Raw genomic sequence first — 22,450 nt, 5'->3', positions numbered from 1 at the left:
ACAATCTTTCCTATTCTAACAAAGTAACCTTTGAATTGCATCTGCGCCTGCGAAAAAGATATCCAAGTGCTGCCGTTGGCCTACGAGCCTAATTAAAATACAAAAAGGGTCTGTCCCATAAGTCAGTTGTTTGACGATGTAATATTTTTGTTGTTCAGGTTAAACGGCAAACTGCACATAAACTGCACATTTAAATATTCTTCCGATCGCCATTGCTCAGGGATCCCTTTGAATCAACGAGGAAAGGTTGGAATGAATCTCTTCACAAAAACGAACGCTGACGCTTCTCCAGAATCATTTAAATGCTCCGTTTACTATCATTTGCTAAAGAAATCAGCAAGAGACCAAAATCAAAAACAAGCGTTGCAGAATCGCCCTCTGCAACGCTTGTTAATGCGAATTTTTTCTTATTTTCGATTGCGTGAGCTGCTTCTTCAGGGAGCGACCCCCTTTTGAGTCAGCCTCTTCAGCCGAAATAAGTTTTTAAGCTAATTATGACTTAATGGCGTTAACGTGATGCGGACGGCTTACCGGCTCGCTGTAGGATTGGTCCTTCATGTCCACGATGTTCGCTTCCCCGTTCACTTTAATCTGAACGGCAGCTGCACCAGTGCTTTCAGTAACCGAGAGCACGAGTGCTTGCAGCATCTCAGTCGGCAGCTTCTGTCCTTCTTGATACGCCTCGTCCTTCAAGTCGACAGTCACCGTGTTCCCTTCCCGAACGATGTCGTTCACGAGTACGTCAGGAAGAATAACACTGGTCAGCTCTTTTTTGTTAAGCGGGCCGGAGATCAACTGCTCGAGCGCTGCCTTGGCAGGATCCGAAGAACGCGCGACTAGCCGTGTGACCGGTACATAATATTGCTCATCGTTCAAGGTTTGTGCGGAGAAATAAAGTGTGACCGGCGTCGACTGTCCATAATTGACGCCTTCGGCCGCTTCGATATTAATGCCTACCGCGCGTGTAAGCTTCTCATCAAGTGGATAGCCGTCTACCGGCATTTCCGGCAGCTTGGCGCCTTCATACCAGATTTCTACGCCCTCAATGCCTGTCATAGCCGTCAGTGTCCATGTAATGGCTTCTACGATCGTGCGCTCGTCCTGTGCGTTGTAATCAGCGAAAGGCTCAGAGAATTCAACCGTTGCCAGCTTTTGCTCTTTGTCATAAGAGTAAGACTTTATTTGTGTGCCCTGCGGGATGACAGCCCGGAAATCCTCTGGAAGCTGACTGGCATACGCGCCGTTCTCGACCATCATCTCAAGCGCCTTCTGACCTGCTTGTTCATTAGCGCCAAGCGTAGTCTGCAGAGAGATCGGTGCCAAGTAGCCGTTCCGATCCTCGAGATAAACCGTCATCTGTGTTTCGCCTTCTACGACTGCCTGTCCGGTTTCAGCATTGTCAACACCTTCTTTAACCTCAATCTGCGGCGGATCGATTGACTGGCTTGTCTCCTGAGAAAACAATCCGCAACCGGATGTAAGAATCGGCAACACGAGAACCCCTGAAAGTACGGCACCCCTAATCCATCTTTTTTGAATCATATTGACCTTTCCTCCCTAATCGAGTTTTGCCTGGCGGCTTTGTACAACTCCTTATTTGTAGTACTATGTATACGAGCCCTTCCCTTTTTTAGACCAGTTTTGTCCATAAAATCCTAAGGGGGAACAAAAACATGTCCAATCCCGAAATTTATAGCCTTAACAGCCGCAAAGTGGCGGAGGCTACAGACGAATGGCTCATCAAGCGCGGTGTAACAAAGATGGCGATCGCCGAACTCGTGCATTTCCTGCAAAAGGATTATTTCCCTGACCTGACGCCTGAGGATTGCATCGTTCATGTCGACGCCGTCCTGTCCAAACGAGAGGTTCAGAATGCCGTATTGACGGGCATCCAGCTCGACATCCTTGCAGAGGAAGGCAAGCTGATGGCTCCGCTTCAAGATATGATCAAGCATGATGAAAGCCTTTATGGATGCGATGAAATATTGGCGCTGTCGATCGTCAACGTTTACGGCAGCATCGGTTTTACGAACTTCGGTTATGTCGACAAGCTCAAACCAGGCATACTGGTTAAGCTGAATGACAAAAGCGACGGGGAAATCCATACATTTCTAGACGACATCGTCGGCGCAATCGCAGCATCAGCTGCCAGCCGAATCGCTCACCGCAGGCAAGCGGAGCGAGAAGGCGTAACACAGCCACCGCTCGATTAAACCGGGCCTTCGAAACCGGGTTTTGCTCCGCAAAACCTAAGTGTATGCTTTCGAAGCCGGATTTTGCTCCGCAAAACCTAAGCGTATGCTTTCGAAGCCGGATTTTGCTCCGCAAAACCTTTAGGAGGTTCCCTACATGAATTACGATATATTCTACAAAGGCGCTTTTGCCATGCTGAAGGTTAAGCTTAATCCGGGGGAAAGCGTAAAGGCTGAGATGGGGGCAATGGTCTCCATGTCGCCGAGCATCGATCTCAAAGGCACGACGGATGGCGGCTTTATGCGCGGACTCGGCAGAATGCTAAGCGGGGAAACGTTCTTCTTTCAGGAAATGACAGCAAACAGAGGACAAGGTGAAGTTCACCTTGCTCCTCCTTCCCTTGGCGATATCGAAGCGATTGAGCTGGATGGCTCATACAAGCTTTATGTACAGAAGGATGGCTTCCTAGCCGGCACAAGCGGCATTGAGGTCAATACCAAAATGCAGAACCTAGGCAGAGGACTTTTATCTGGCGAAGGTTTTTTTATCGTGGAGATCAGCGGGAAAGGCACCGTCTTCCTCTCCTCGTACGGCGCTATTCATGCGCTCAACCTAGCACCTGGGGAAGAAGTCATCATTGATAACGGTCATTTGGTTGCGTGGCCGGGCTACATGAATTACACGATTGAGAAAGCCTCCAAAGGCTGGCTCTCCAGCATTACAAGCGGAGAAGGCCTCGTCTGCCGCTTTCGAGGCGAAGGGGTCGTACTTATTCAGAGCCGCAATCCGGCAAGCTTTGGAAGCTGGCTGAAAAAGTTCATTCCTGGCGGCAGCTAACAAACTGGTGATGAGCCGCATGCGTATCCATAACCAGGACTCATAACTTAAAGCCAGCACGTCTCCCGACATGCTGGCTTTTGTCTATTTTAAGCCTAGTAGCCTTTAGTTGTTAGTGATTGCATGCCAAAAGCTCCTCATCCCCGTGCATATGCAGCAGAATAAGGAGCAGGAAATCACGTTGTTAGCGCTGGAAAACTAAACGTTACTTCTCATCCTTTACTTGCGCTGTTCAGAAATGACTTGTTCGGTAAATAATGAAGCGCGCGAACGAAACGAACGGTTTTGGTCTTCGCCCGCATGACAATGGAATGCGTCTCAGCCCGCTGGTCCGGGAAATACTGAACCCCGCCTAGAAACTCGCCCGGCGTCACGCCCGTTGCCGCAAAATATACGTCTCCCGTACCGATCATATCCTCCATCGTCAGAACGCGGTACGGATCCTCGATCCCCATTTGAACGCAGCGATTGTATTCGTTGCCGTCGGCAGGCATCAAACGCGCTTGCAGTTCGCCTCCCAAGCACTTCAGCGCTGCAGCGGCAATGACTCCCTCAGGGGCACCGCCGGAGCCCACATACAAATCTATTCCCGCCTCAGGAAAAGCTGGGGCCATGGCACCTGCAACATCGCCGTCCGAAAGAAATTTAATGCGCACGCCGACCTTGCGCAGCACCTTTACGATAGATTCATGGCGCGTTCTGTCCAGAATCATGACCGTTAAATCCGAAACCTTTTTATTTAAGCCATCCGCCGCTTTCCGCAGCGTTACATCCATTGGATCGGTAATAGACAATTTGCCGACTAAAGCAGGCCCGAAAGCGAGCTTCTCCATATACATATCCGGTGCGTGGAGCAGTTGGCCTTTCCCTGCCACTGCCAGGACTGACATCGCGTTGTTCAGACCCTTCGCGACTATTTCCGTGCCTTCAAGCGGATCTACAGCGACGTCAACCTCCGGCCCGTTCAAGCTGCCTACTTCCTCGCCGATGTATAGCATCGGCGCTTCATCCATTTCCCCTTCTCCGATGACTACCGTGCCGCGAATGGATACGGAATCAAACATGTATCGCATGGCGGAAGTCGCCGCTCCGTCTGCGCTATTCTTATCGCCTCTTCCCATCCACGGTGCCGATGCGAGTGCCGCAAGCTCCGTTACCCTCACAAGCTCTAATGCTAATTCTCTCTCCATATCATCCAGTCTCCCTCTACTCTCATATGACGGAACCGATCATTAGCGTACATGTTTAAGTCATTTCCGTTATTTAATATGTATCATATATTTATTTATGTCGCAATATATATTTCCAATCTTCATTAAATCATCATTAATAGGCTGACGGATACTTATCATCCATCATCTACAGGTTAGAACGACAAAAGAGCGATCCGACACAGAGCAAGCTCTGCGCGGATACGCTCTTTTATCTAATACATCAAGCAGGCTTGATGATCTTTTATTCATAAATCTCAATTTCATATAGGGATGGGCCATACGGCGGCATGGCTTTATCCGTAATCAAAACGCGCACATATCTGGCTGCAGTGCCGCTCTCAAGCGTTACAGCTTCCGTGTACTCGGCAGCACTCAGGCTTCGGTTCAATGAATGTACGGATTGCCAATCCGCGCTTTCAGCAGACAAATCGCTTCCTGCCGCCGCCACTTGAATATCCAAAGATTTTCCGTATGCTGCTTCCCATACCAATACGATTTTGCTTATGTCAAACGTATGATTCAAATCAATATAAACCCACTCCTGGTTGTACGGCGCAGTTGCATTGTCGCTCCACTTCGCTTCCCACCTGGTGCCCGCGTTCCCGTCCGTTAGCAAATTCGCAGGAAATACATCGTTGAAGCTGGATGCTGCCGCTTGTTTGTTCAGCGCCAGGTTCGTCCCTTGTTCTGGTTCTGGTTCCGGTTCTGGTTCTGGTTCTGGTTCTGGATCGGGATCCGGGTTTGGTTCCGTCTCTCCGCCTGAACCGCCGCTCACCCAAGTCCCGTATACCTCGAACTCCCACAAGGAATAACCGTAAGGTGTCCCGCGTGCGCTGCCCAGCATTCGGATATGTCTCGCCTCTTCCCCCTTCAGCGCAATGGGGTCAACGCCTCCGTTTCCTGCAACTTCAGCAAATACGTCAGTCCAGTCATTCTCGCCTGGAACCGCTGCCGAGGACACTTGAAGCCTATAGGCTTTGCCGAAAGCACCTTCCCAGCTAAGCTGTGCGCTCTCCAGCGAGTAAATGGCACCCAAATCAATGGCTATCCACTGCGGATCGGCAACGGCGGACTCCCATCTTGAATTGCTGTTGCCATCAACAGCATTGGCAGCAGGCTGCGGCCCGGTTGAGGCTCTCGCCGCCTTGTGAAGGGCCACGTTTGCAGCTGCGGTCTTCACCTGCTGCTGTACCTCGCTAATCCCGTAGCCAGCAGCAGCAATGGCAATTGCGTACGTTTTAATTGCGGGAAATAAAGCGGCGTTTAGCTTGATTTTGCCCGCTTCCACCGCATAGCTGCCGCTATCCGCGGCTACGCCGTCAATCGTGAGCTTCGCGATCGCTGCACGCCATGCAGGCGAATCCACGAATCCAAGCTCGATCGGCTGACCAACTTTATTGTCAGACGTGTCCGCACTTAGAACGGGCGGAGCAGCAACCTCGCGAATAACAACATTATCCACATAGATAACATGCTCGCCTTCCGGTGTTGCGAAGGCTCCATTCACGACGTTTCCAAGCAGAAACTTAAGTGATAGATTTACGTCGCTTGCCGGTAGGAGACTTTTTTTGTAAACGGCTTGCGGATCACCGGTGATATTGAAAAGAACCGATTGATTGTTGTTATAGCCGCCTAATTCGAGAGCGATCGGGCGGTCAAACGGACCTGGTGCTGGAAGCTCTGCTTCTGACCATGCCTGAAAGCTTAGCTCGTAGACCTTTCCGGCCGTTAGCTTAATGCCGCTCTGTATGAACTGAGTCGACCAGCCGACCGGCACATTCCATTCAGGGTGCATGCCTCCATTGTAATAAATATCGATGCGGGCAGCCCCATCCTTAACGTCAGCCTTCGAATCTCCACCGTCACCGAACCAATGCTCCCAGCTTGCCATCCCGTTCGACATATTGCCATTCAACACGAGATTGCCATCCGCCGGAAAAATGACTTGATTGACGTCGGTGTCACCATAGCCCTCTGCCTTGATTTTAATCTGATAAGAGAGATCGCTCGTAAAAACCGACTGATCGATAATGATAGCACCAGGCTGAACCGTATATCGGCCTTCGGCTATCACGGCACCATTCACTTCAATCGCAGCAATGGCTGATCGCCATGCTTCATGATCGACATAACGCAATTCCACCGCTTCGCCGACACGATTTGCATCCGAATCCGGAATGAGCGTAGGTGGCCTAAGCACTGGAGCATCCTTAACCTCAAGCACCACGTTATCTATAAAAATATCATGTGGACCCGCTGCGCTCCGAGCCGTTTTGCCAAGCAGAAGTTTCAGAGCGACTTTATCGTCTGCCCCCATTTTGAATGAGAATTCAAAATGCTGCATATCATTCGTCAGCATGAGCGGCCCGCTGTAAAATCGTCGCGTATAACCTGCGTTTTCGAGAGCCGCTTCGATATCGCGCCCAACGGTTGATCTGGCATCAAGGGAGAGCGTATACGTCAGCCCCTTAGTCAAGTTTAACTCTGACTGGTTGAGCATGACGTTCCAAGCTTCGCCGCCAACGTTCGTTACCGCAATTTTGGCCGCGCCATTGTCTTCGGTAAAAACAGCCGCGCCGCCTTGCGTGAACGGTTCCCAGCCGTTCAGCCCATAAGAAAAGTCGCCGTTCTGGAGCGGGAACAAATCGACACCCGTGAAATCCACATTCAGATTTGTCGTGCGAACGAGCTGAATATTATCAATCTGGATGGTACCCGTGCTTCCGCCGAGCAAAAAGACCAGCTGCGCCTCTTCATCTGTCACGCCTTCGGGCATCGTAAACGTAACCTTATAGTTCTTATTGTCTGCTGTTAACGAGATGCCATGAGGACCGCTATAGATCATATCGCCGTCCTTGCTCGCGAGCTGTACGCCAATCGGACGAGCCTCCGAAGATTGAGCATCAAAGGTAAGCTCATACATGTCTTTCTGGAGAAGATTAATCCCCTCCTGAATCAACCGCACGCTGGCTTCGTTTGCCCCGCCGTTCGCAATGACAGTACGGAGCTTGCGTGTCATTGGATCAACGCTGAACGTTGCGACCGCAGAATCTGCAGCAAGCGTATTCCAATAAAGCAGACGGTCCATTGTTCCGAGATCAAAGCCCCCGTTATACACATGGTTGCCGTTGTTGAGCGGCTGCTTAGCGGCGCCAGGCTCGTTCAAGGAATCAATAGCTTCCAGACGAACGTTGCCGATCCACACGTCATTCGTATTTTGACCCAGATTGAATTCTACGCGCGCTTTGGCATTTGTATTTGCCGTCATGAGAAAGCGGTATTCATAATGGCCTGTTTGCGTCTTCAAGGCCGCCTCGAAATTGTCGGAATAAATGCCCCAGCCGCTGTCCGCATCGCCGCCGAGCTTGACGCTCATGCTGCGCGGCGCGGATGCCTTCGCATCGAAGCTGATTTTATAAGCCTGCCCCTTCACTAGCGTTACATATTGAATGAGCTGCAGAGAATATGGCACATTTCCGCCATTCGTAATATCCACCTTTGCAAACGGCGAGCCTGCACTAGCATCGACAGATACGCCTCCCGCTCCTCCAAATTCAGCACCGTGAAGAAAATTCCAATATTGATAATCCAGCTCGGGAGCTGTCGTTGTAATATCCTTCACGCCTTGGCTGTAAGTCGTATCATAAATAAGATTGCCGTCTATTGCTGCTTTGCCGTCTTCAGGAAACGTATCCTTTTCAAGCGTCGACTCGGTCGGCTGCTTGTAAGCTCTCCCCGTCAGCTCATAGGCACGAACATAATCAACCTGCATCTCCGCGGGCAGGAGAGAAGGGTCCGGCTTGCGTCCGCCGTCGTAATTGCCGCCTATGGCGAGATTCAAAATGATATAGAATTCTTTGTCGAATGGAGCTGGAAAAGCATATTTCTCCGGTTGATCGGCTCCCCAGCTATGCCAGTCATTAATCGTCTGAAAAAGATTGCCATCCACGTACCAGCGAAGCTCCCCAGGCTCCCATTCTAATGAATACGTATGGTAGCCCGTAATATCCTGGCCCTCTGGGAAATGGTATTGCGCGCCGGTCGCTTTGTTGTTCGGCGCGTTCTTGCCATAATGGATAGTTCCGTCAACCTCGCCGATCGTACGGCCGCGCGCTTCCATGATATCGATTTCGCCGGAGGAAGCCCAGCCGCCATATTCACTGTCCTTGGGCATCATCCAGAATGCAGGCCAGATGCCCTCGCCTTCCGGCATCTTGATGCGTGCCTCGAATTTTCCGAAGGCTTTGCTGAAGGTCGGACTGGTCCATAGGCGTCCCGAAGTGTAAGTCTTCCCGCCAAAGCTCTCATTCTTGGCTTGGATGACAAGCTCGCCGTTCTCCACTTTAATGTTTTCTTTTCTATAATATTGCTCCTCGTTATTTCCCCAGTTGGCTACTCCGTAATCGATCCCGTTGCCAAGCTGATAGCCCCATTTATCAAGATTGACGCCATTCGTATCCACGTTCGTGCCAGCGCCGTCAAACTCGTCAGACCACACGAGGCTCCACATAATCTCCTCTTGGATGTCCTGCAGCGCATGTGCAAGCTCGTAGCCGGCTGATTTAACGGCTATCGTGTACGCTTTTGCTGCTTGAAATACCGATTTGTCGATAGTCAGCTTGCCAGCGGACAGTGAATAAGCGTCCGCCGGAAGCTTGCTGCCGTCTACGATTACTGCCGAAACGGCATTTCTCCAGGCTGCGTTATCCGCAAACGCAATCTCGATATCAATGCCCTTTGCATTGTCCAAGGCATCCGGCGACAACACGGGAGGCAAAGCGAGCGTAATGTCATTTGTGCTGCGCACCTTTTCCCCTGCTGCTTCCTTGGCGCCTTTAAGCTCCAAGCGGACGTTATCGACATACACCTCATGAGCAGCACCTGGTGCTCCCGGTTGGTTGCCCATCAGCAGCTTGAAGCCTGTCAACTCATCCTTATCCAACGTGAATTCGTAGCTGTATGTTTGCGTCACGTCATCCACTTGCACCTTCTCGTTCAAATAGCGGACATACGTGCCGTTCTCTACAACGGCTTCAATGGCGCGCGGTATGGTCGATCTTGCCGCAAAGGTTACGATGTAGGTCTTTCCTTTGGCTAGAGCAAGCGAGCCCTGCTGCAAAATAATGTCCCATGCATTCGCGCCGGTATTCGCAATGGCTGCCTTGGCGGCACCGTTATCCGCCGTGATAGCTGCGCTTGAAGCACCGTCGTATACTCCCTGTACATGACTGGTCCAGTCCTGCATCCCTTCATCGAAATAACCATTTTGGAGCAAAAAGGCTTTGGATCTTGCATCTTTAAGCTCAATCCGGATATTGTCAACATACACGTCATGCTCACCGATCGCACTCGCCCCTTCCAGCTTGCCAAGCAGCAGCTTAAAGGATGGCGTAATGTCGTTTACTGCCTGCAGCTCATAGCTGAACGTTTGCTTCGTTTCCGTGAGTTGTACCTTTTCTGATAAATAACGCGTATTATTGCTGTCGATCACAATTTCCATTTCGCGGTTTTTGGATGCTCTTGCATCTATCGAAACGGTATAAGTATTGCCTTTAAAAAGATCAAAGTCGGTCTGCATCAGCATGACATCCCACGGATTGTTGCCTTCGCTTGCAATCGCCATCTTCAGCTCGCCATCCTGCGCTGCAAATACGGCACTCGAGCCCCAGCCGTCATACCGGCCTTGCACATGTTCCGCCCAGCCCGCCTTGCCACTCGAGAAGTCGCCGTTTTTAACCGGGAACTGATCGTTCAGCGCTAGCTCGCCGATATTGTAGTTGGTCAGACGGACCATCGCTACGTCATCGATAAATACATTTCCCTGCTCGCCGCCGAGCAGAAAGGACAATTGGCCATACAAGTCTGTAGGCTGCTCCATCGTGAACAACAGCGTATGCTCCGTCATCTCCGAGGTTAACGAGAACGTCTCGGGGCTGGCATAGGCGCTGCCATCTTTTTTGCCGATGCCTGCTTGAATCGTTCTCTCGGAAGCGGCTCTCGCTTTGAACGTGACTTTATAGTCATTGCCTTCCACTAGATTCATGCCGGATTGCGTGAGCGTAACAGCATCCCGCTCCGCACCAGCGTCCGTAATCGAAACCTGAAGCTCGCGATCCGCCGCATCTACTGCTGCAGAAGCGCTGCCGCCAAGCGCAGCGAAGTTCCAATAAGTCAGCCGGTCCATCCGTCCGATATCAAAGGTTCCGTTATACACGTGATTGCCATTCAGCGGCTCCTTCGGATCGTTGTCATGGAAAGGGTCCGGCGCAGTCGTTTCTTCTACTTTCACATTGCCGAGCCACACCGGATTCGTGCTTAAGCCCAGATTAAACTCCAGCCTTGCCAGCGTATCTGTTTCTGCCCCCATTTGAAAGACCATCTCGTAGGATTGAATGCTGCTCGACAGCCTTGCTTCAAGGCTATCGGAGTAAGTGGTCCAGCCTCTGTTCTCTCCGCCGCCAAACTTCACCGCCATATTGCGGTTTGCGTTGGATTTGGCATCAAATGAAAGCTTATACCATCTGCCTTTGCCAAGCGTTACGTTCTGGATCAATTGAACGGCGTGGGCGGCATTCCCGCCTGCCGTAATGTCCGCATTCGCGAAAGGCACGCCGTTCAGCTGTTCCACCGCGATGGAACCATTGCCTAGGAAGGTACTGACATGGGCAAAATTCCAAAATTTCGTATCCAGCGCCTGATCCGGCTCCGCGATCGTAGTGAACGGTTCAGCATAGCTGCTGTCATGAACAAAATTGCCAGCGATCGGCTGCTTGTATACGGCTGGATAAGGCTCTTTTTCAAAAGAAGGCTCTACCGGCGTTTTATAAGGCCTGTTCGCAATGTCATAGACCCGCACATAATCCACTTCCATCTTGCTCGGAATGTCCGACGCAGCGGGCAGTCTGCCGCCATCGTAATTGCCCCCAACCGCTAAATTCAGAATCATATAGAACGGCTTGTCAAACGGTGCCGGAAATGCATATTTGGCAGGCTGGTCCGCTCCCCAGCTGTCCCAATTGGTAAGTTTTTGGAATAATACGCCATCGACGTACCAACGGATTTCGCCTGGCTCCCACTCCACGCCGTACGTATGATAATCGGTTATGTCCGTATCCGCGCCGAACTCATATTCCGCGCCAGTCGATTTATTGTTAGGCCAGTTTCTTCCATAATGAATCGTTCCTCCGACCTCATTCGGCAAGCGTCCGCGCGCTTCCATAATATCGAGCTCGCCTGAAGCTGCCCATACCCCATACTCGCTGTCCTTCGGCATCATCCAGAATGCCGGCCATATTCCCTCTCCTACCGGAAGCTTCATGCGGGCCTCGAACTTTCCGAACGTTTTGTTAAAGGTCGGCTCCGTATACAGCCTGCCCGACGTATAAGCTTTGCCGCCGTAGCCGTCATCATCAGCCGTAATCGTCAGCTTGCCGTCCGCAACCGATATGTTCTCGGCGCGGTAATATTGCTCCTCGTTATTTCCCCAGCCGTCCAAGCCGTATTGTGAACCTGTGCCGAGCTGATATGCCCATTTGTCCAGATTGACGCCGTTCGTGTCTACGTTGTCTCCGCTTCCGTCGAATTCGTCATTCCATACAAGCTCCCACTCGTCCGCAGGCGCCGTAGTCGGTGTCGTTGTTGGTTCTGTTGTTGGTTCTGTTGTTGGTTCTGTTGTTGGTTCTGTTGTTGGTTCTGTTGTTGGTTCTGTTGTTGGTTCTGTTGTTGGTTCTGTTGTTGGTCCCGTTGTTGGTTCTGTTGTTGGCGCAGGAGTCGGGGTCGCTCCAGTGCCTCCGCCACCTTGCCCAGGCGTTGCTTGCTGCCCGCTAATCAAGACGCCATTCTGAATAACGGCCTTATCGCCTAACCCAAGTTTCTTGTCATTCACAACGATGTCTGCGCCTTCATTAATAATCTGCTTCACATTCCCTTTTGCGTTCACGTTCGTTCCTACAGCCGTCTCTTCAATCTGCAGCAGCGAGAGACGCGCAGCAGCATCCAGCTCCAGCTGCGCTGTCGATTCAATGGTAAGCTGCTCCGCATCCGTCTTATTGGAGAATAAAACCCTTACCTTGCCAGTCGCTTTGTTAATATTCAGCTTATTCAGCTTGGAATTGATGAAATGAATGCTGTTGACGCCGCCTCCTTGAATATAAACCGTTCCTTTAACCTCCAAATCCGTTAGAAAAACATCGCCCTCTCCAATGCCTTGCGTCAGAAAAAGATTACCGTCTATAACCGCATCGTTGAGTCTAACGCCAGCCGCATTTATCACTGCGTTCCCTGAGATGCGCACTTTGTCATAGCTGCCTGCTTTATTAACAACTTCCACAGCCAAACGGTCCAATAAGGCGATTGCTTCCGCTCTTGTGATTGGCTTAGCAGGCCTCAGCGTTTGATCGGGATAACCATTTATGTATCCGCCTGCCAGCAGCTGCTCAAGCGAAGACTTCGCATAAGCCTGTACCTGATCTCTATCCTTAAAAGAAGCAAGCTTGTCGCCTTGCGCGACTTCAAGCTTGAACAATCCCGAAGCGATCTTTGCAGCCTCTTGCCTCGAAATAGATGCGCCTGGCTTAAAACTGCCATCCGGATATCCTTCAATGAAACCAGCTTCCTTTACTGCAGCGATATCCTGGCTGTACCAAGCGTCTGCCACAACATCTGTAAATGAACTTGCTTCGCTCTTGTTCAAACGGAACACCGCGTTAACAAGCTTCGTGAATTCCGCTCTCGTCACTTGACGATCCGGCTGTATGCTGCCGTCTGGGTATCCGCCGAGCATGCCTTTGTCTATCCACTTCACAAGCGACTTCTCGCCCCAATGGGCTGTGCTGTCATCCGCTGCACTCTCCGCGTTTACGATAGGCAGGATGCTTGCCAGCATCATGAATACGAGCATAATTGAAATAAACCTTTTATTCATTCCCAATCTACTTCCTTTCCATTTAAATTGCCTCTTTGCAAACGCTTACCTAAGTGTTCAGAACAACAGCCTGCATCTTACAGCTCAATAATGAAACTGCAACGTGACAGGCTGTTCGCTCGGTCGATTCAATTATGCTTCCTAGGCAAGAAGCAAGTACTTCTGCAACTGGTTATTTAACGCTGTTATACCAGTCATTAACTTCCTTCGTAATTTGTTCGCCGCCGGATTTTTTCCAGTTGTCAACCATCGTATCGAATGAATCGACAGGCTGCTGGCCATAGACGATTTTGTTGAACGTTTCGTTGAGCAGTTTATTCAGCAGCTCGTTTTTGCTTTGCATCGTTTCAGTCAAAGGACCCATGTAGTAATTTTTCATGCGAATCGCGTTTTGATCCATAACGACCTTCATGGCATCCGTATTTTCTTTCAAACGCGTGTTGAACTCTTGCTTCTCGTAAGGCGTAACCGCTTCAGCGCCGCCTGCGAGCTTCACATGCGTTTCTGCATACAATGTCGGAATACGAGCGCCCTCAAACGTCAGCGTGTAGAATAGCGGCGGTGCCGTTTGGTCCTTCAAGCCAGGGAATAGATCCGGATATTTCGCAATATCAGCCGTGATGGAGCCGTCAGGAAGCGTTGCGTAGTCATAACCCTCTGCAAAGCCCTTCTCGAACTCGCTGCCTGGCTGCGGATTAGCCATATTATCGAAGAACCAGTTATAGTAATGAATGATCGCTTCCGGATTTTTAGCTTTTTTGTTTACGAATACATAACCGTTAGCCGGCGGGTTGCCGCCTGCGGAACCGATTTTGCCGTCAGGACCAGCCGGAATCGGATACGCTTTGTATTTCGCCGATGGAACGTTGTTCAGAAGGTCAGGGAACGGCCATGCTGGAAGCCAGTTCGGTCCGAACATAATGCCCGCTTCGCCTTTAGTGAAGAGCTCCGAGCCTGTTGTTTCGTCAAGCAGTGCGGAATCCTGTGAAATGTAGCCTTTGTCGAGCCATTCTTTTAAATTGGATAATGCCGCTTTGGCAGCTGGATTAATGGAGCCGTGCTCAAGGGAACCGTCTGCCGCTTGATTCCATTGGCCAGGCATGGTGCCGTGCGCGCCGAAGATGAAGCCGATATCGGTCATCCAGTTCGCAAAACCGTTTTTGAAGCCCGTTGCAAGGCCCAGCGTATTCGCTTTGCTGTCTCCGTCTGGATCACTTTTCACGAATGCTTCCATTACCGCTTCCATCTCGGCTAGTGTGGTAGGCGCTTTCAGATTAAGCTTTGTCAGCCAATCCTCGCGAACCCACATCACATGATCCGCATTGTAAGCGTAATCTAGAATCGGCAATGCCATTTTGTCTGCGCCACGGCTGATCGGCAGCCAAATGGTTGGATCAAGATCTAAACCTGCTTTATAAGTATCGTTGGCATATTTGTCTACCAAGTCGCCTACCGGCATGAACTGTCCGGAGTCGATCAGCATGTTAACCGTTTCCAAGTCACCGCGGTAAGTGACCACATCCGGCATTTCCTCGCCCGACGACAGCATGAGGCGCAGCTTCGTTTTGTAAGCGTCGTTCGTGTTCGTTACGACCCAGTTGTATTTAATGTCAATGCCCAGTCTTTCTTTAACAAGGCGAGTATGAACGTTGTCTTCGATCGTTTCGCCTTCCTTGAAGACCGATCCGTTTTGGTTAAGTCCCCACACTGTCGTTAAGGTGACTGGTGTCGTGTACTTGCCATCGGCAAACCCTTCTGCATTGCCTTCTTCCGTTTGTGCAGGCTCATTGCCTGGCTTGTTGCTTGCCGGTGCGTTCGTGCCTTTGTTTGTGTTGTTGCCACCGGAACATGCCGCAATCGCTAGCATAAATGATAGTACCAATAAGACCGAAAGCCACTTCTTCATGCCTTAACCCCCGTAAGTTATATTTTGTTATTAATTACGATATCTGTTATATCGCTTGTTTCCAATATACAGCTCGCTTTGCTGCTTCGATAGACCAACTTTTTGTTATTGATGCCTTTTTCTTGCGCTATTCCTTCACGGCTCCAAGAATGATTCCTTTTACAAAATAACGCTGCAGGAACGGATACACGAGCAAGATCGGAAGCGTCCCGATAAAGATTTGCGCCGATTTGACCGTGCGCTGCGAGATGTGCTTCAGCTCATTGACATCGGGATTTATTTTATTGAAATCCTGCTGAACAATAATCGTTTGCAAAAAAGTTGATAATGGATATTTTCTATAATCTGTAATATATAACAAACCATCAAACCATGAATTCCAATGTGTAACCATTGTGAATAATGATATCGTTGCAAGTGCGGGCATCGATATCGGTAAAAAGATGCTCCACAATGTCCGGAATTGGCCCGCGCCGTCAATTAGCGATGCTTCCTCAAGCTCTTTCGGAACCGCTCGGAAAAAGTTCATAAGCAGAACCATATTGAATACATTGATGGCTCCGGGAAGTACGAGCGCCCAGATCGAGTTCATCAAATCCAAATTGCGGATTAGCATGTACGAAGGAACAATACCACCACTGAAGAGCATCGTAAAGAGGAAATACCACGTATAGACCGAACGGCTCTTGAATGTCCGTCCATCCTTGGACAAAGCGTAGCCCGCTAGTATCATAAGCGACATGCCCACAACCGTTCCGAGCGCGGTACGTTGCAAGCCTACGAGCAGCGCATTATGGAAGTTATCGTTGTTCAGCGTTTTGGAATACGCTTCAAAGTTGAAGCCGATCGGCCATAGCTTGACGAGGTTCGCGTTCGCCGGCGAGCTGGCGCTTAAGCTGACCGCAAGAATGTGTACGAGCGGAATGATGCAGGAAATGCAAATGACGGCTAGCAAAATGTAGTTGAATACCGAGAATGCTTTATACCCTGATGTTTTGTAATACATGCTCTAACTCCCTCCCCCTTTCTCTAGAAGATGCGATAACCTGCGTATTTGTAAGCCATGCGGTAAGAGAACACGATCATGATCAGGCCAATAATGGATTTGAACAAGCCGACCGCTGTACCGAAGCTGTATTGACCGTTCAAAATGGCCGTACGATATACGAACGTATCGATAATGTCTCCTTTGTCATATACAAGCGCATTGTATAGATTAAAGATTTGATCGAAGCCGCCGTTTAGAATATTGCCAAGCGACAGCGTGCCTACCACAACCGCAATGGGAATCATGGAAGGAACGGTAATATGCAGCGTCTGCTTCCACCTCGTAGCCCCGTCTACCTCCGCCGCCTCATAAAGGGAAGGATTCACGCCTGAGAGAGCCGCTAGAAACACGATCGTATTGAAGCCGAAGTTTTGCCAGATGTCACTGACGACGACCGTGAATCGGAACCAGTTGCCTTCGCCGAGCCAGAATACGGATTCTAACCCGAGTGTGTTGAGAAGCTGGTTAACGATGCCTTTGCTTCCGAGCATGTCCGTTAGGATCGCGCCGAGAATGACCCATGAGATGAAATGCGGCAAGTATACGAGCGTTTGAACGACCCGTTTGAAAAACATTTTGCGCACCTCATTCAGCAGAATCGCGAATGTGAACGGCACCACGAGGCCAAACACGATTTTGAGTCCCGAAATGATCAAGGTGTTCATAATAACCTGCTTGCTGTCTGGATACTCGAACATGAACCGAAAATGCTCCAGGCCGACAAGCTTTGAACGAAATATACCGTCATATGGCTTGAAGTCCTGAAACGCCATAATAAGTCCACTCATTGGCACGTAAGCGAATATGAAGGTAATGATCGCTGCCGGAAGCAGCATGAGATGCAAGGGCCAAGTGCGGCTAAATAATTCTCTCGCTCTTTTTTCCTTCTGTTGTTTTGGTTTCGTTTCTTGCTGCAGCGGTTTGTTTAGCGCGCTTTCCACTGGTCTGCCCCTTTCCAAACAAAATTTGATTGTGTTTTATCATCTCTCCTGTATGATTAATTTTATCAGCAGTCTCTCCTGTTCTATAGACCACGATCTTTGGAAGCATGCCACTTTGTAGACATATGTCATTTTATTTTCATAAAAAGAGAGGTCCCAAGCATGCGTTTACGCGAAAATACGTTTGCCAAAATGATTACCTTGATCATCCTGCTGCTTATCCCGATCATCGTTTTGTATACGCTTTCTATTCAGACAAGCATCGGGGTTATCAATGATGAGATGAAATCGCTGAAGCAGAAGGACATTACGTTTCTCGCCAGCGAAATCGATAAAAGCGTGACCACGCTGTCAACGCTGGGCTTCCTGCTCAGCGAGGATATCCATATCCAGCAGCTGCAAAACCTGCATCTCATCGAGAGCGCTTACCAGCGCAATGACGAGAAGCTGCGCATTCTCGAGCGGCTGCGCCTGCTGAACGTCGCCCAGCGCTGGGATACCCAGTACAGCATCACAGCGCCTGCGAGCAAGCAGCTAGTATCCACCAATACGTATTTGTCCTATGATTTGGATTCCATCAAAAAAATATTTACGCCTAACTGGAAATACAAGGAAATGACGATCCAAAGCATAAAGCAAAACCGCTTTGTTCGTCATATCGTCAAACCGAAGCGCTTGGAGGGGAACTTGGACAAAGCCGGAATAATCGTCGAGATATCGTTTCCCGAGGAGCATCTCATCAAGGATCTGGATACGTTCAAGCTTGCAGGCAAAGGCGATCCTTTCCTGCTGCATGCAGATGGAAGCATGATCAAGAACCGCACGGCCGATAAGGAAATGACAGCGAGCATCCAAGCTTTGATGCAGCAAGCGACGGTCAGCGAGGCTTCCAATCAAATCATTACGATTAGAGGGAATGATTTTCTCGTTACCTCCGCGCATGTCAAAACACTGGATTGGTATTTGATCGATTACGTGCCGCTTGCGGACGTTCTGAAGCCAATCGTCAAGAGCCGGAATTTATTTTACGGCTCGGTCGGCCTGCTGCTCATTATGAGCTTGCTTGCCGGTTACCTGCTTTACCGGAATGTACAGCGGCCAATCGGCTTGCTAATTCGCAGTGTGAAGCGGCTTCAAGAGGGGAACTATGCTACCCGGATTACCGCTAATCCTAAAAATGAGTTCACTTATTTATTCCAGCGGTTTAATGATATGGCCGCCAATACCGAGCAGCTGATACAGAAGGTTTACGTGGAGGAGCTGCGCAGGCGCGAGGCTAACGTCAAGCAGCTGCAATCGCAGATTAATCCTCATTTCTTATACAATTGCTTTGCGCTCATCCGCAGCCTCGCCCGGCTCGGCAAGAAGGAATCCGTCATGAAGCTCGCGATGCATCTCTCCACCTATTACCGCTATACGACAAGGGTAGAGAAGCTTACGGCTACACTCAAAGAGGAGCTGCAGCTCGTCGAAAGCTATTTGGAAATTCAGCAATTCCATATTCAACATCTCTCCTACCACATCCAGGTTCCAGAGACGATGCTGTCCGCCGAGCTGCCGCGGCTGCTCCTGCAGCCGATTGTAGAGAACGCCGTTCTGCACGGCATTGAAAGGTTCGATGGAGACGGGCTCATCACGATTACCGGGGAAAGCGATGACCGCTATCATACCATCATTGTCGCCGATAACGGGATCGGCATGACCGAGGAGCTGCTGCGCAAGCTCGAGAAAAAAATAATGAATCCGCCCGACGACTCAAGCGGCTGCGCGCTATGGAACATCCGCCAGCGCATGCTGTTCCAGTTCGGCCAGGAGGCTTCCATCACCTTCCGGATTCGCGATGAAGGCGGCGTTGCCGTTCACCTGTCTTGGCCGCACGAAAACTATTCCAACTAGATGAATCAATAGGAGCTGTGAAGGATGTATCAACTGTTAATTGTAGATGACCAGCCTGATCTGGTAGAGGACCTCGCAAGCAACTTGCCTTGGGAATCCGTAGGGGTTGAAACTGTATATCAAGCACATTCGGCAGCGGGGGCGCTTGAGATCATGAACGCCACGCCTATCGATATCGTCATTACGGACATTCATATGCCCGGGCAGTCCGGGCTCGATCTAATTGCGCAAATACGATCCTCTTGGAGCAACGTCAAATGCATCCTGCTCTCGGGCTACAATGACTTCGAATATGCGCAGAGAGCACTGCAGCATCAGGCAACGGACTACTTGCTCAAGCCCGCCGAGGATGAGGATCTGCTTCAGGCAGTGAAGAAAGCTGCAGTGCAGCTGGAGGAGCATTGGCAAGCGATCAGCTCGCATCATAGCGCGCTGCATTCGTTAAAGGACAACTTGCCGATTCTGAGAAGCCATCTGCTGCTGTCTCTGCTGCAAGGCGAGGCCTTCACCAGCGAGAAGCTGGCAGATAAGCTGGATATGCTCGATTTTTCCTTTACCATGAATGAGCCATATGGCTTGATGCTTTTGCGTATGGAGGATTATTTCTACGAGCAAACCGAGCGCGACAACGCCCTGCTGGAGTATGCCGTATGCAATATCGCCGAAGAAATCTTCTCCGAGGAGTACAAGCTATGGCATACAAAGGACGGCCATGGCTATTATGTCTTTGTCATCATGAGCAAAGCCGAAGCGCAGCAGGAGCAAACGCAGCTGCTGCACCACATGGAACAAAAGGCGGCACAGCTCCAGCACTACGTCAAGCTGTATTTGAAGGGGACCGTCTCTCTTGTGCTAACGAAACAGGATGCTTTCCCGCATGGCATACACGAAACCTATGATTTCTCGTTGATTAACTTCAGGCAGCGAATCGGAAGCGAACGCGGATTTTTGTTAACCGTTACGGAGGAGGCGAAGCATGGAGAGGCCAATTCCCTCTCTCACCTCTACAATCCGCCGCTCTTCATTCATTTATTCGAAGCGGGTCAATGGGATGCAATCGAAGAGAAGCTGAGGCTCGTTTTCGAAGAGCTTGAGCTTAAATGGGGAGAATCGCACGAGCATATTCTGGAAACGTATTTCATGATCGTAAGCTCGCTTAGCTTCTCGATTCACAAAAACAAGCTATGGATGGCTGACATCATGGGAGCCGAGTTCAATCAACTGCTCAGCGGCCCCCATTTCCACACGATCAAGCAGCTTCGTTCCTGGACAGAAAGCATTCTCGCAGCTTATCGGAACCATATGAGCAGCCGCGTGCAGCATTCCCGGTCCAGTACGGTACAGAAGGTACAGGAATACGTGTCCGGTCATTTGGAGGATGCGTCGCTTCAATCGATAGCTGCTCATGTTTTCTTGAACCCGTCCTACTTGTCCAAAATTTACAAGCTGGAGACTGGCGAGGGCATCAGTGAATATATTTCGCGCTTGAAGATGGAAACGGCCGCTCATATGCTTCGTACCGCACCGGATAAAATTTACGAGATCGCGGCGAAAGTCGGCTATTTGAAAACAAGCTATTTCATCAAAGTATTCAAGGATCGATATGGCATCACGCCTCAGGAATTTCGAGATCGCTAGCGACCGCCGCAGAATAGAAACGGGCGCCCTCGATAACCGAAGAAGCGGCCCTGCCCTTTCTCTCCAAATGAACCAAATGCGCAATTGTCTCCGACATCGCGAAACGCAATTGGTGGGCGTTGCCGTTCAGCCTTTTCCCAAACAGAGCCTCGCACATGCCATAGGCAGTGCGGGGTTCTTTACTGAGCATCGCTGCCATTTTGTCCAGCCTGCTGGCATGATGCTGGAGCAGCTCGTTGATTCGTCCGTGGAAATCGGTAAACGGGTCACGATGTCCTGGATAAGCAAGCGCAACCTCATATTCTTTGAGCACAAGCAAGCTATGGAGAAAATCAGCTAACGGATCGCTGTCTTCCCACGGAACGACGCTTACGTTAGGCGTGATATGAGGCAGGACTTGGTCGCCGCATATCATCCATTTCCGCTCTGGCTGATAGAAGCACAGCTGGCCATTCGCATGCCCAGGCGCATCTATCAACCGCCAGCTTAATCCGCCCAGCTGCAGCTGCTCTCCCGCTTCGAAATAATGTACCTGCGGCTGAGGCGTCACCATGGCTACAAACGTTTCGAGGTTATCGGCTATCGCTTCTCTTTCCTGCAAAGGCATGCCATGCTCTTCATAGAGCGATTGCAATTGATGGGAAAAGCCGCTTTTCTCTCCCCAAAGCCTTATGGCATAATCATGTGCAGACCTCGTTATGTATACGGGCGCCCCGCTTCGCTCCTGTACGTATCCAGCCAGCCCGTAGTGATCCGGATGCTGATGCGTCAGGATGACACGTGAAATGTCGCCCCATTGCAGGCCATTTTGTTGCAATACCGCAGTCCATACGTTTATCGCTTCGTCCGTTCGCAGTCCTGGGTCAATGATCGTATAGCCGGCCTGCTCCGGTATCAGGTAGCTATTAACCCATTTCAGAGAGAATGGAACGGGCACCTTAATCTGCTGCCAGCCATCCTGCCAGGTTGTCGTATAAAAAGAAGTGTCTGCTTCGTTTGTTGTTTGCTTTACTCGGTTCCCATGCGCGTTCATCATCATTTCGTCCTTCCGGTCATGATCATTCGCGGGGAATCGATTGCTTCATATTCGCAGCCGTCGTAGTCGCCATATAATTGCTCCAACACAAGTCCCGCATTGGCTAGATTACGCTCGAACCAAGCAAGAGGAAACAGCCTGACACGTTCTAGGTATTGCCTAGCTTTATCCGGATTCTCCAATTCCGTGACCGTAATTTCCTTCTGAACCCAACCATCTGTAATCGAGCGAAGCTCTTGAATATGGATGCCCGCTTCCTCATCCGTCCGATCCGAACTCGGAATAAGCGTCTTCTCCACGTAAGCCGGATTTAGAAAATCAATCAGAAAGGAACCGTTCTTGCGTAGTACCTTTGCGATTTGCCTCAGCACGTTCACGTTATCCTCCTCCAGCGAAAAATAACCGAAGGACGTAAATAAATTGACGGTGCAATCAAAGCTGCCTGGCTCGAAGGGCAGCTCCCGCATATCGCCCTGCCTCCAATTAACCAGCTCTTTCTCATCATGCTTCCTTGCTTCATCAAGCAAGGTCTGAGATAGATCAATACCCGTTACCGAATAACCAAAACCCGCTAACGCCAGTGCATGCCGTCCCATGCCGCAGCCAATATCAAGCATTTGCGCATTCTTCGGGAGTTTCAGCCATGCGATCATTTTACGGGCTTCTTCATTTGCGTTTTCCCAATCCCTATGTTTGTAGACAAGCATATAATCGGAGCCGAAGCTCTGTTCGTACCATGGTTTCATTATGTAGCTCTCCTTCATTATGAACCTTTCAAACCCAAACGATATGATTGCTTCATTGTACTTGAATTCGTG

12 protein-coding genes are annotated in these 22,450 nt (G+C 50.2%); 4 read left to right on the top strand and 8 right to left on the bottom strand.

Annotated features, from left to right (window positions below; translation table 11 throughout):
- Positions 1-492: 492 nt before the first annotated feature.
- Positions 493-1,542, bottom strand: a complete 1,050-nt coding sequence (locus FHS16_RS00840; protein WP_183557561.1) for a GerMN domain-containing protein — start codon at positions 1,540-1,542, stop codon at positions 493-495.
- A 131-nt stretch (positions 1,543-1,673) separates the two neighbouring features.
- On the opposite strand from FHS16_RS00840, the gene FHS16_RS00835 reads away from it, so the two are divergent.
- The gene (locus FHS16_RS00835; RefSeq protein WP_183557559.1) at positions 1,674-2,213 is read left to right on the top strand and encodes a phosphatidylglycerophosphatase A family protein; all 540 of its coding nucleotides are present in this window, start codon (positions 1,674-1,676) and stop codon (positions 2,211-2,213) included.
- A 136-nt stretch (positions 2,214-2,349) separates the two neighbouring features.
- Positions 2,350-3,030: a TIGR00266 family protein gene (locus FHS16_RS00830; protein WP_183557556.1), complete on the top strand. Its 681-nt coding sequence runs from the start codon at positions 2,350-2,352 to the stop codon at positions 3,028-3,030.
- 212 nt (positions 3,031-3,242) lie between these two features.
- On the opposite strand, the gene glpX is transcribed toward FHS16_RS00830, so the two are convergent.
- The 5 genes from glpX to FHS16_RS00805 form a co-directional block, all read right to left on the bottom strand.
- Positions 3,243-4,220 (bottom strand): class II fructose-bisphosphatase, encoded by a 978-nt coding sequence (gene glpX, locus FHS16_RS00825; protein ID WP_183557553.1) that lies wholly within the window; start codon positions 4,218-4,220, stop codon positions 3,243-3,245.
- A gap of 265 nt (positions 4,221-4,485) precedes the next feature.
- A complete protein-coding gene (locus FHS16_RS00820; protein ID WP_183557550.1) occupies positions 4,486-13,167 on the bottom strand; it encodes a carbohydrate binding domain-containing protein in 8,682 nt (2,893 codons plus the stop codon).
- A 172-nt stretch (positions 13,168-13,339) separates the two neighbouring features.
- Positions 13,340-15,073: an extracellular solute-binding protein gene (locus FHS16_RS00815; RefSeq protein ID WP_183557546.1), complete on the bottom strand. Its 1,734-nt coding sequence runs from the start codon at positions 15,071-15,073 to the stop codon at positions 13,340-13,342.
- A gap of 127 nt (positions 15,074-15,200) precedes the next feature.
- On the bottom strand, positions 15,201-16,079 hold the full coding sequence (locus tag FHS16_RS00810; protein ID WP_183557542.1) for a carbohydrate ABC transporter permease: 879 nt from the start codon (positions 16,077-16,079) through the stop codon (positions 15,201-15,203).
- 23 nt (positions 16,080-16,102) lie between these two features.
- Positions 16,103-16,957 carry an ABC transporter permease gene (locus FHS16_RS00805; protein WP_183558463.1) on the bottom strand — a complete coding sequence of 285 codons (855 nt, stop codon included), beginning with the start codon at positions 16,955-16,957 and terminating at the stop codon, positions 16,103-16,105.
- Between the two features lie 267 nt (positions 16,958-17,224).
- Between FHS16_RS00805 and FHS16_RS00800 the strand changes: the two genes are divergently transcribed.
- Both FHS16_RS00800 and FHS16_RS00795 read left to right on the top strand, forming a co-directional pair.
- Entirely contained in the window at positions 17,225-18,958 is a 1,734-nt protein-coding gene (locus FHS16_RS00800; RefSeq protein ID WP_183557539.1) for a sensor histidine kinase, read from the top strand.
- Between the two features lie 24 nt (positions 18,959-18,982).
- Positions 18,983-20,596 carry a response regulator gene (locus FHS16_RS00795; protein WP_183557536.1) on the top strand — a complete coding sequence of 538 codons (1,614 nt, stop codon included), beginning with the start codon at positions 18,983-18,985 and terminating at the stop codon, positions 20,594-20,596.
- Here the strand turns inward: FHS16_RS00795 and FHS16_RS00790 are convergent.
- Both FHS16_RS00790 and FHS16_RS00785 read right to left on the bottom strand, forming a co-directional pair.
- Positions 20,568-21,635, bottom strand: coding sequence for an MBL fold metallo-hydrolase (locus tag FHS16_RS00790; RefSeq protein WP_246431514.1), 1,068 nt, complete (start codon positions 21,633-21,635; stop codon positions 20,568-20,570). The genes FHS16_RS00795 and FHS16_RS00790 overlap by 29 nt on opposite strands.
- Positions 21,632-22,378, bottom strand: a complete 747-nt coding sequence (locus FHS16_RS00785; protein WP_183557533.1) for a class I SAM-dependent methyltransferase — start codon at positions 22,376-22,378, stop codon at positions 21,632-21,634. The genes FHS16_RS00790 and FHS16_RS00785 overlap by 4 nt, the downstream gene beginning before the upstream one ends.
- Positions 22,379-22,450: the final 72 nt, after the last annotated feature.

It is taken from the genome of Paenibacillus endophyticus, assembly GCF_014192395.1.
In the GTDB taxonomy this organism is placed as follows: domain Bacteria; phylum Bacillota; class Bacilli; order Paenibacillales; family Paenibacillaceae; genus Pristimantibacillus; species Pristimantibacillus endophyticus.
The sequence above is the reverse complement of the archived record's forward strand: the minus strand, read 5'-3'. Positions and strand labels throughout refer to the sequence as shown.

Bases quoted from the DNA above. Each gene is read 5' to 3' on its own strand.
- FHS16_RS00805 (WP_183558463.1), bottom strand. From the start codon at position 16,957: ATGCTGCTTCCGGCAGCGATCATTACCTTCATATTCGCTTACGTGCCA.
- FHS16_RS00830 (WP_183557556.1), top strand. From the start codon at position 2,350: ATGAATTACGATATATTCTACAAAGGCGCTTTTGCCATGCTGAAGGTT.
- FHS16_RS00790 (WP_246431514.1), bottom strand. From the start codon at position 21,635: ATGATGATGAACGCGCATGGGAACCGAGTAAAGCAAACAACAAACGAA.
- glpX (WP_183557553.1), bottom strand. From the start codon at position 4,220: ATGGAGAGAGAATTAGCATTAGAGCTTGTGAGGGTAACGGAGCTTGCG.
- FHS16_RS00840 (WP_183557561.1), bottom strand. From the start codon at position 1,542: ATGATTCAAAAAAGATGGATTAGGGGTGCCGTACTTTCAGGGGTTCTC.
- FHS16_RS00795 (WP_183557536.1), top strand. From the start codon at position 18,983: ATGTATCAACTGTTAATTGTAGATGACCAGCCTGATCTGGTAGAGGAC.
- FHS16_RS00820 (WP_183557550.1), bottom strand. From the start codon at position 13,167: ATGAATAAAAGGTTTATTTCAATTATGCTCGTATTCATGATGCTGGCA.
- FHS16_RS00785 (WP_183557533.1), bottom strand. From the start codon at position 22,378: ATGAAACCATGGTACGAACAGAGCTTCGGCTCCGATTATATGCTTGTC.
- FHS16_RS00800 (WP_183557539.1), top strand. From the start codon at position 17,225: ATGCGTTTACGCGAAAATACGTTTGCCAAAATGATTACCTTGATCATC.
- FHS16_RS00835 (WP_183557559.1), top strand. From the start codon at position 1,674: ATGTCCAATCCCGAAATTTATAGCCTTAACAGCCGCAAAGTGGCGGAG.
- FHS16_RS00815 (WP_183557546.1), bottom strand. From the start codon at position 15,073: ATGAAGAAGTGGCTTTCGGTCTTATTGGTACTATCATTTATGCTAGCG.
- FHS16_RS00810 (WP_183557542.1), bottom strand. From the start codon at position 16,079: ATGTATTACAAAACATCAGGGTATAAAGCATTCTCGGTATTCAACTAC.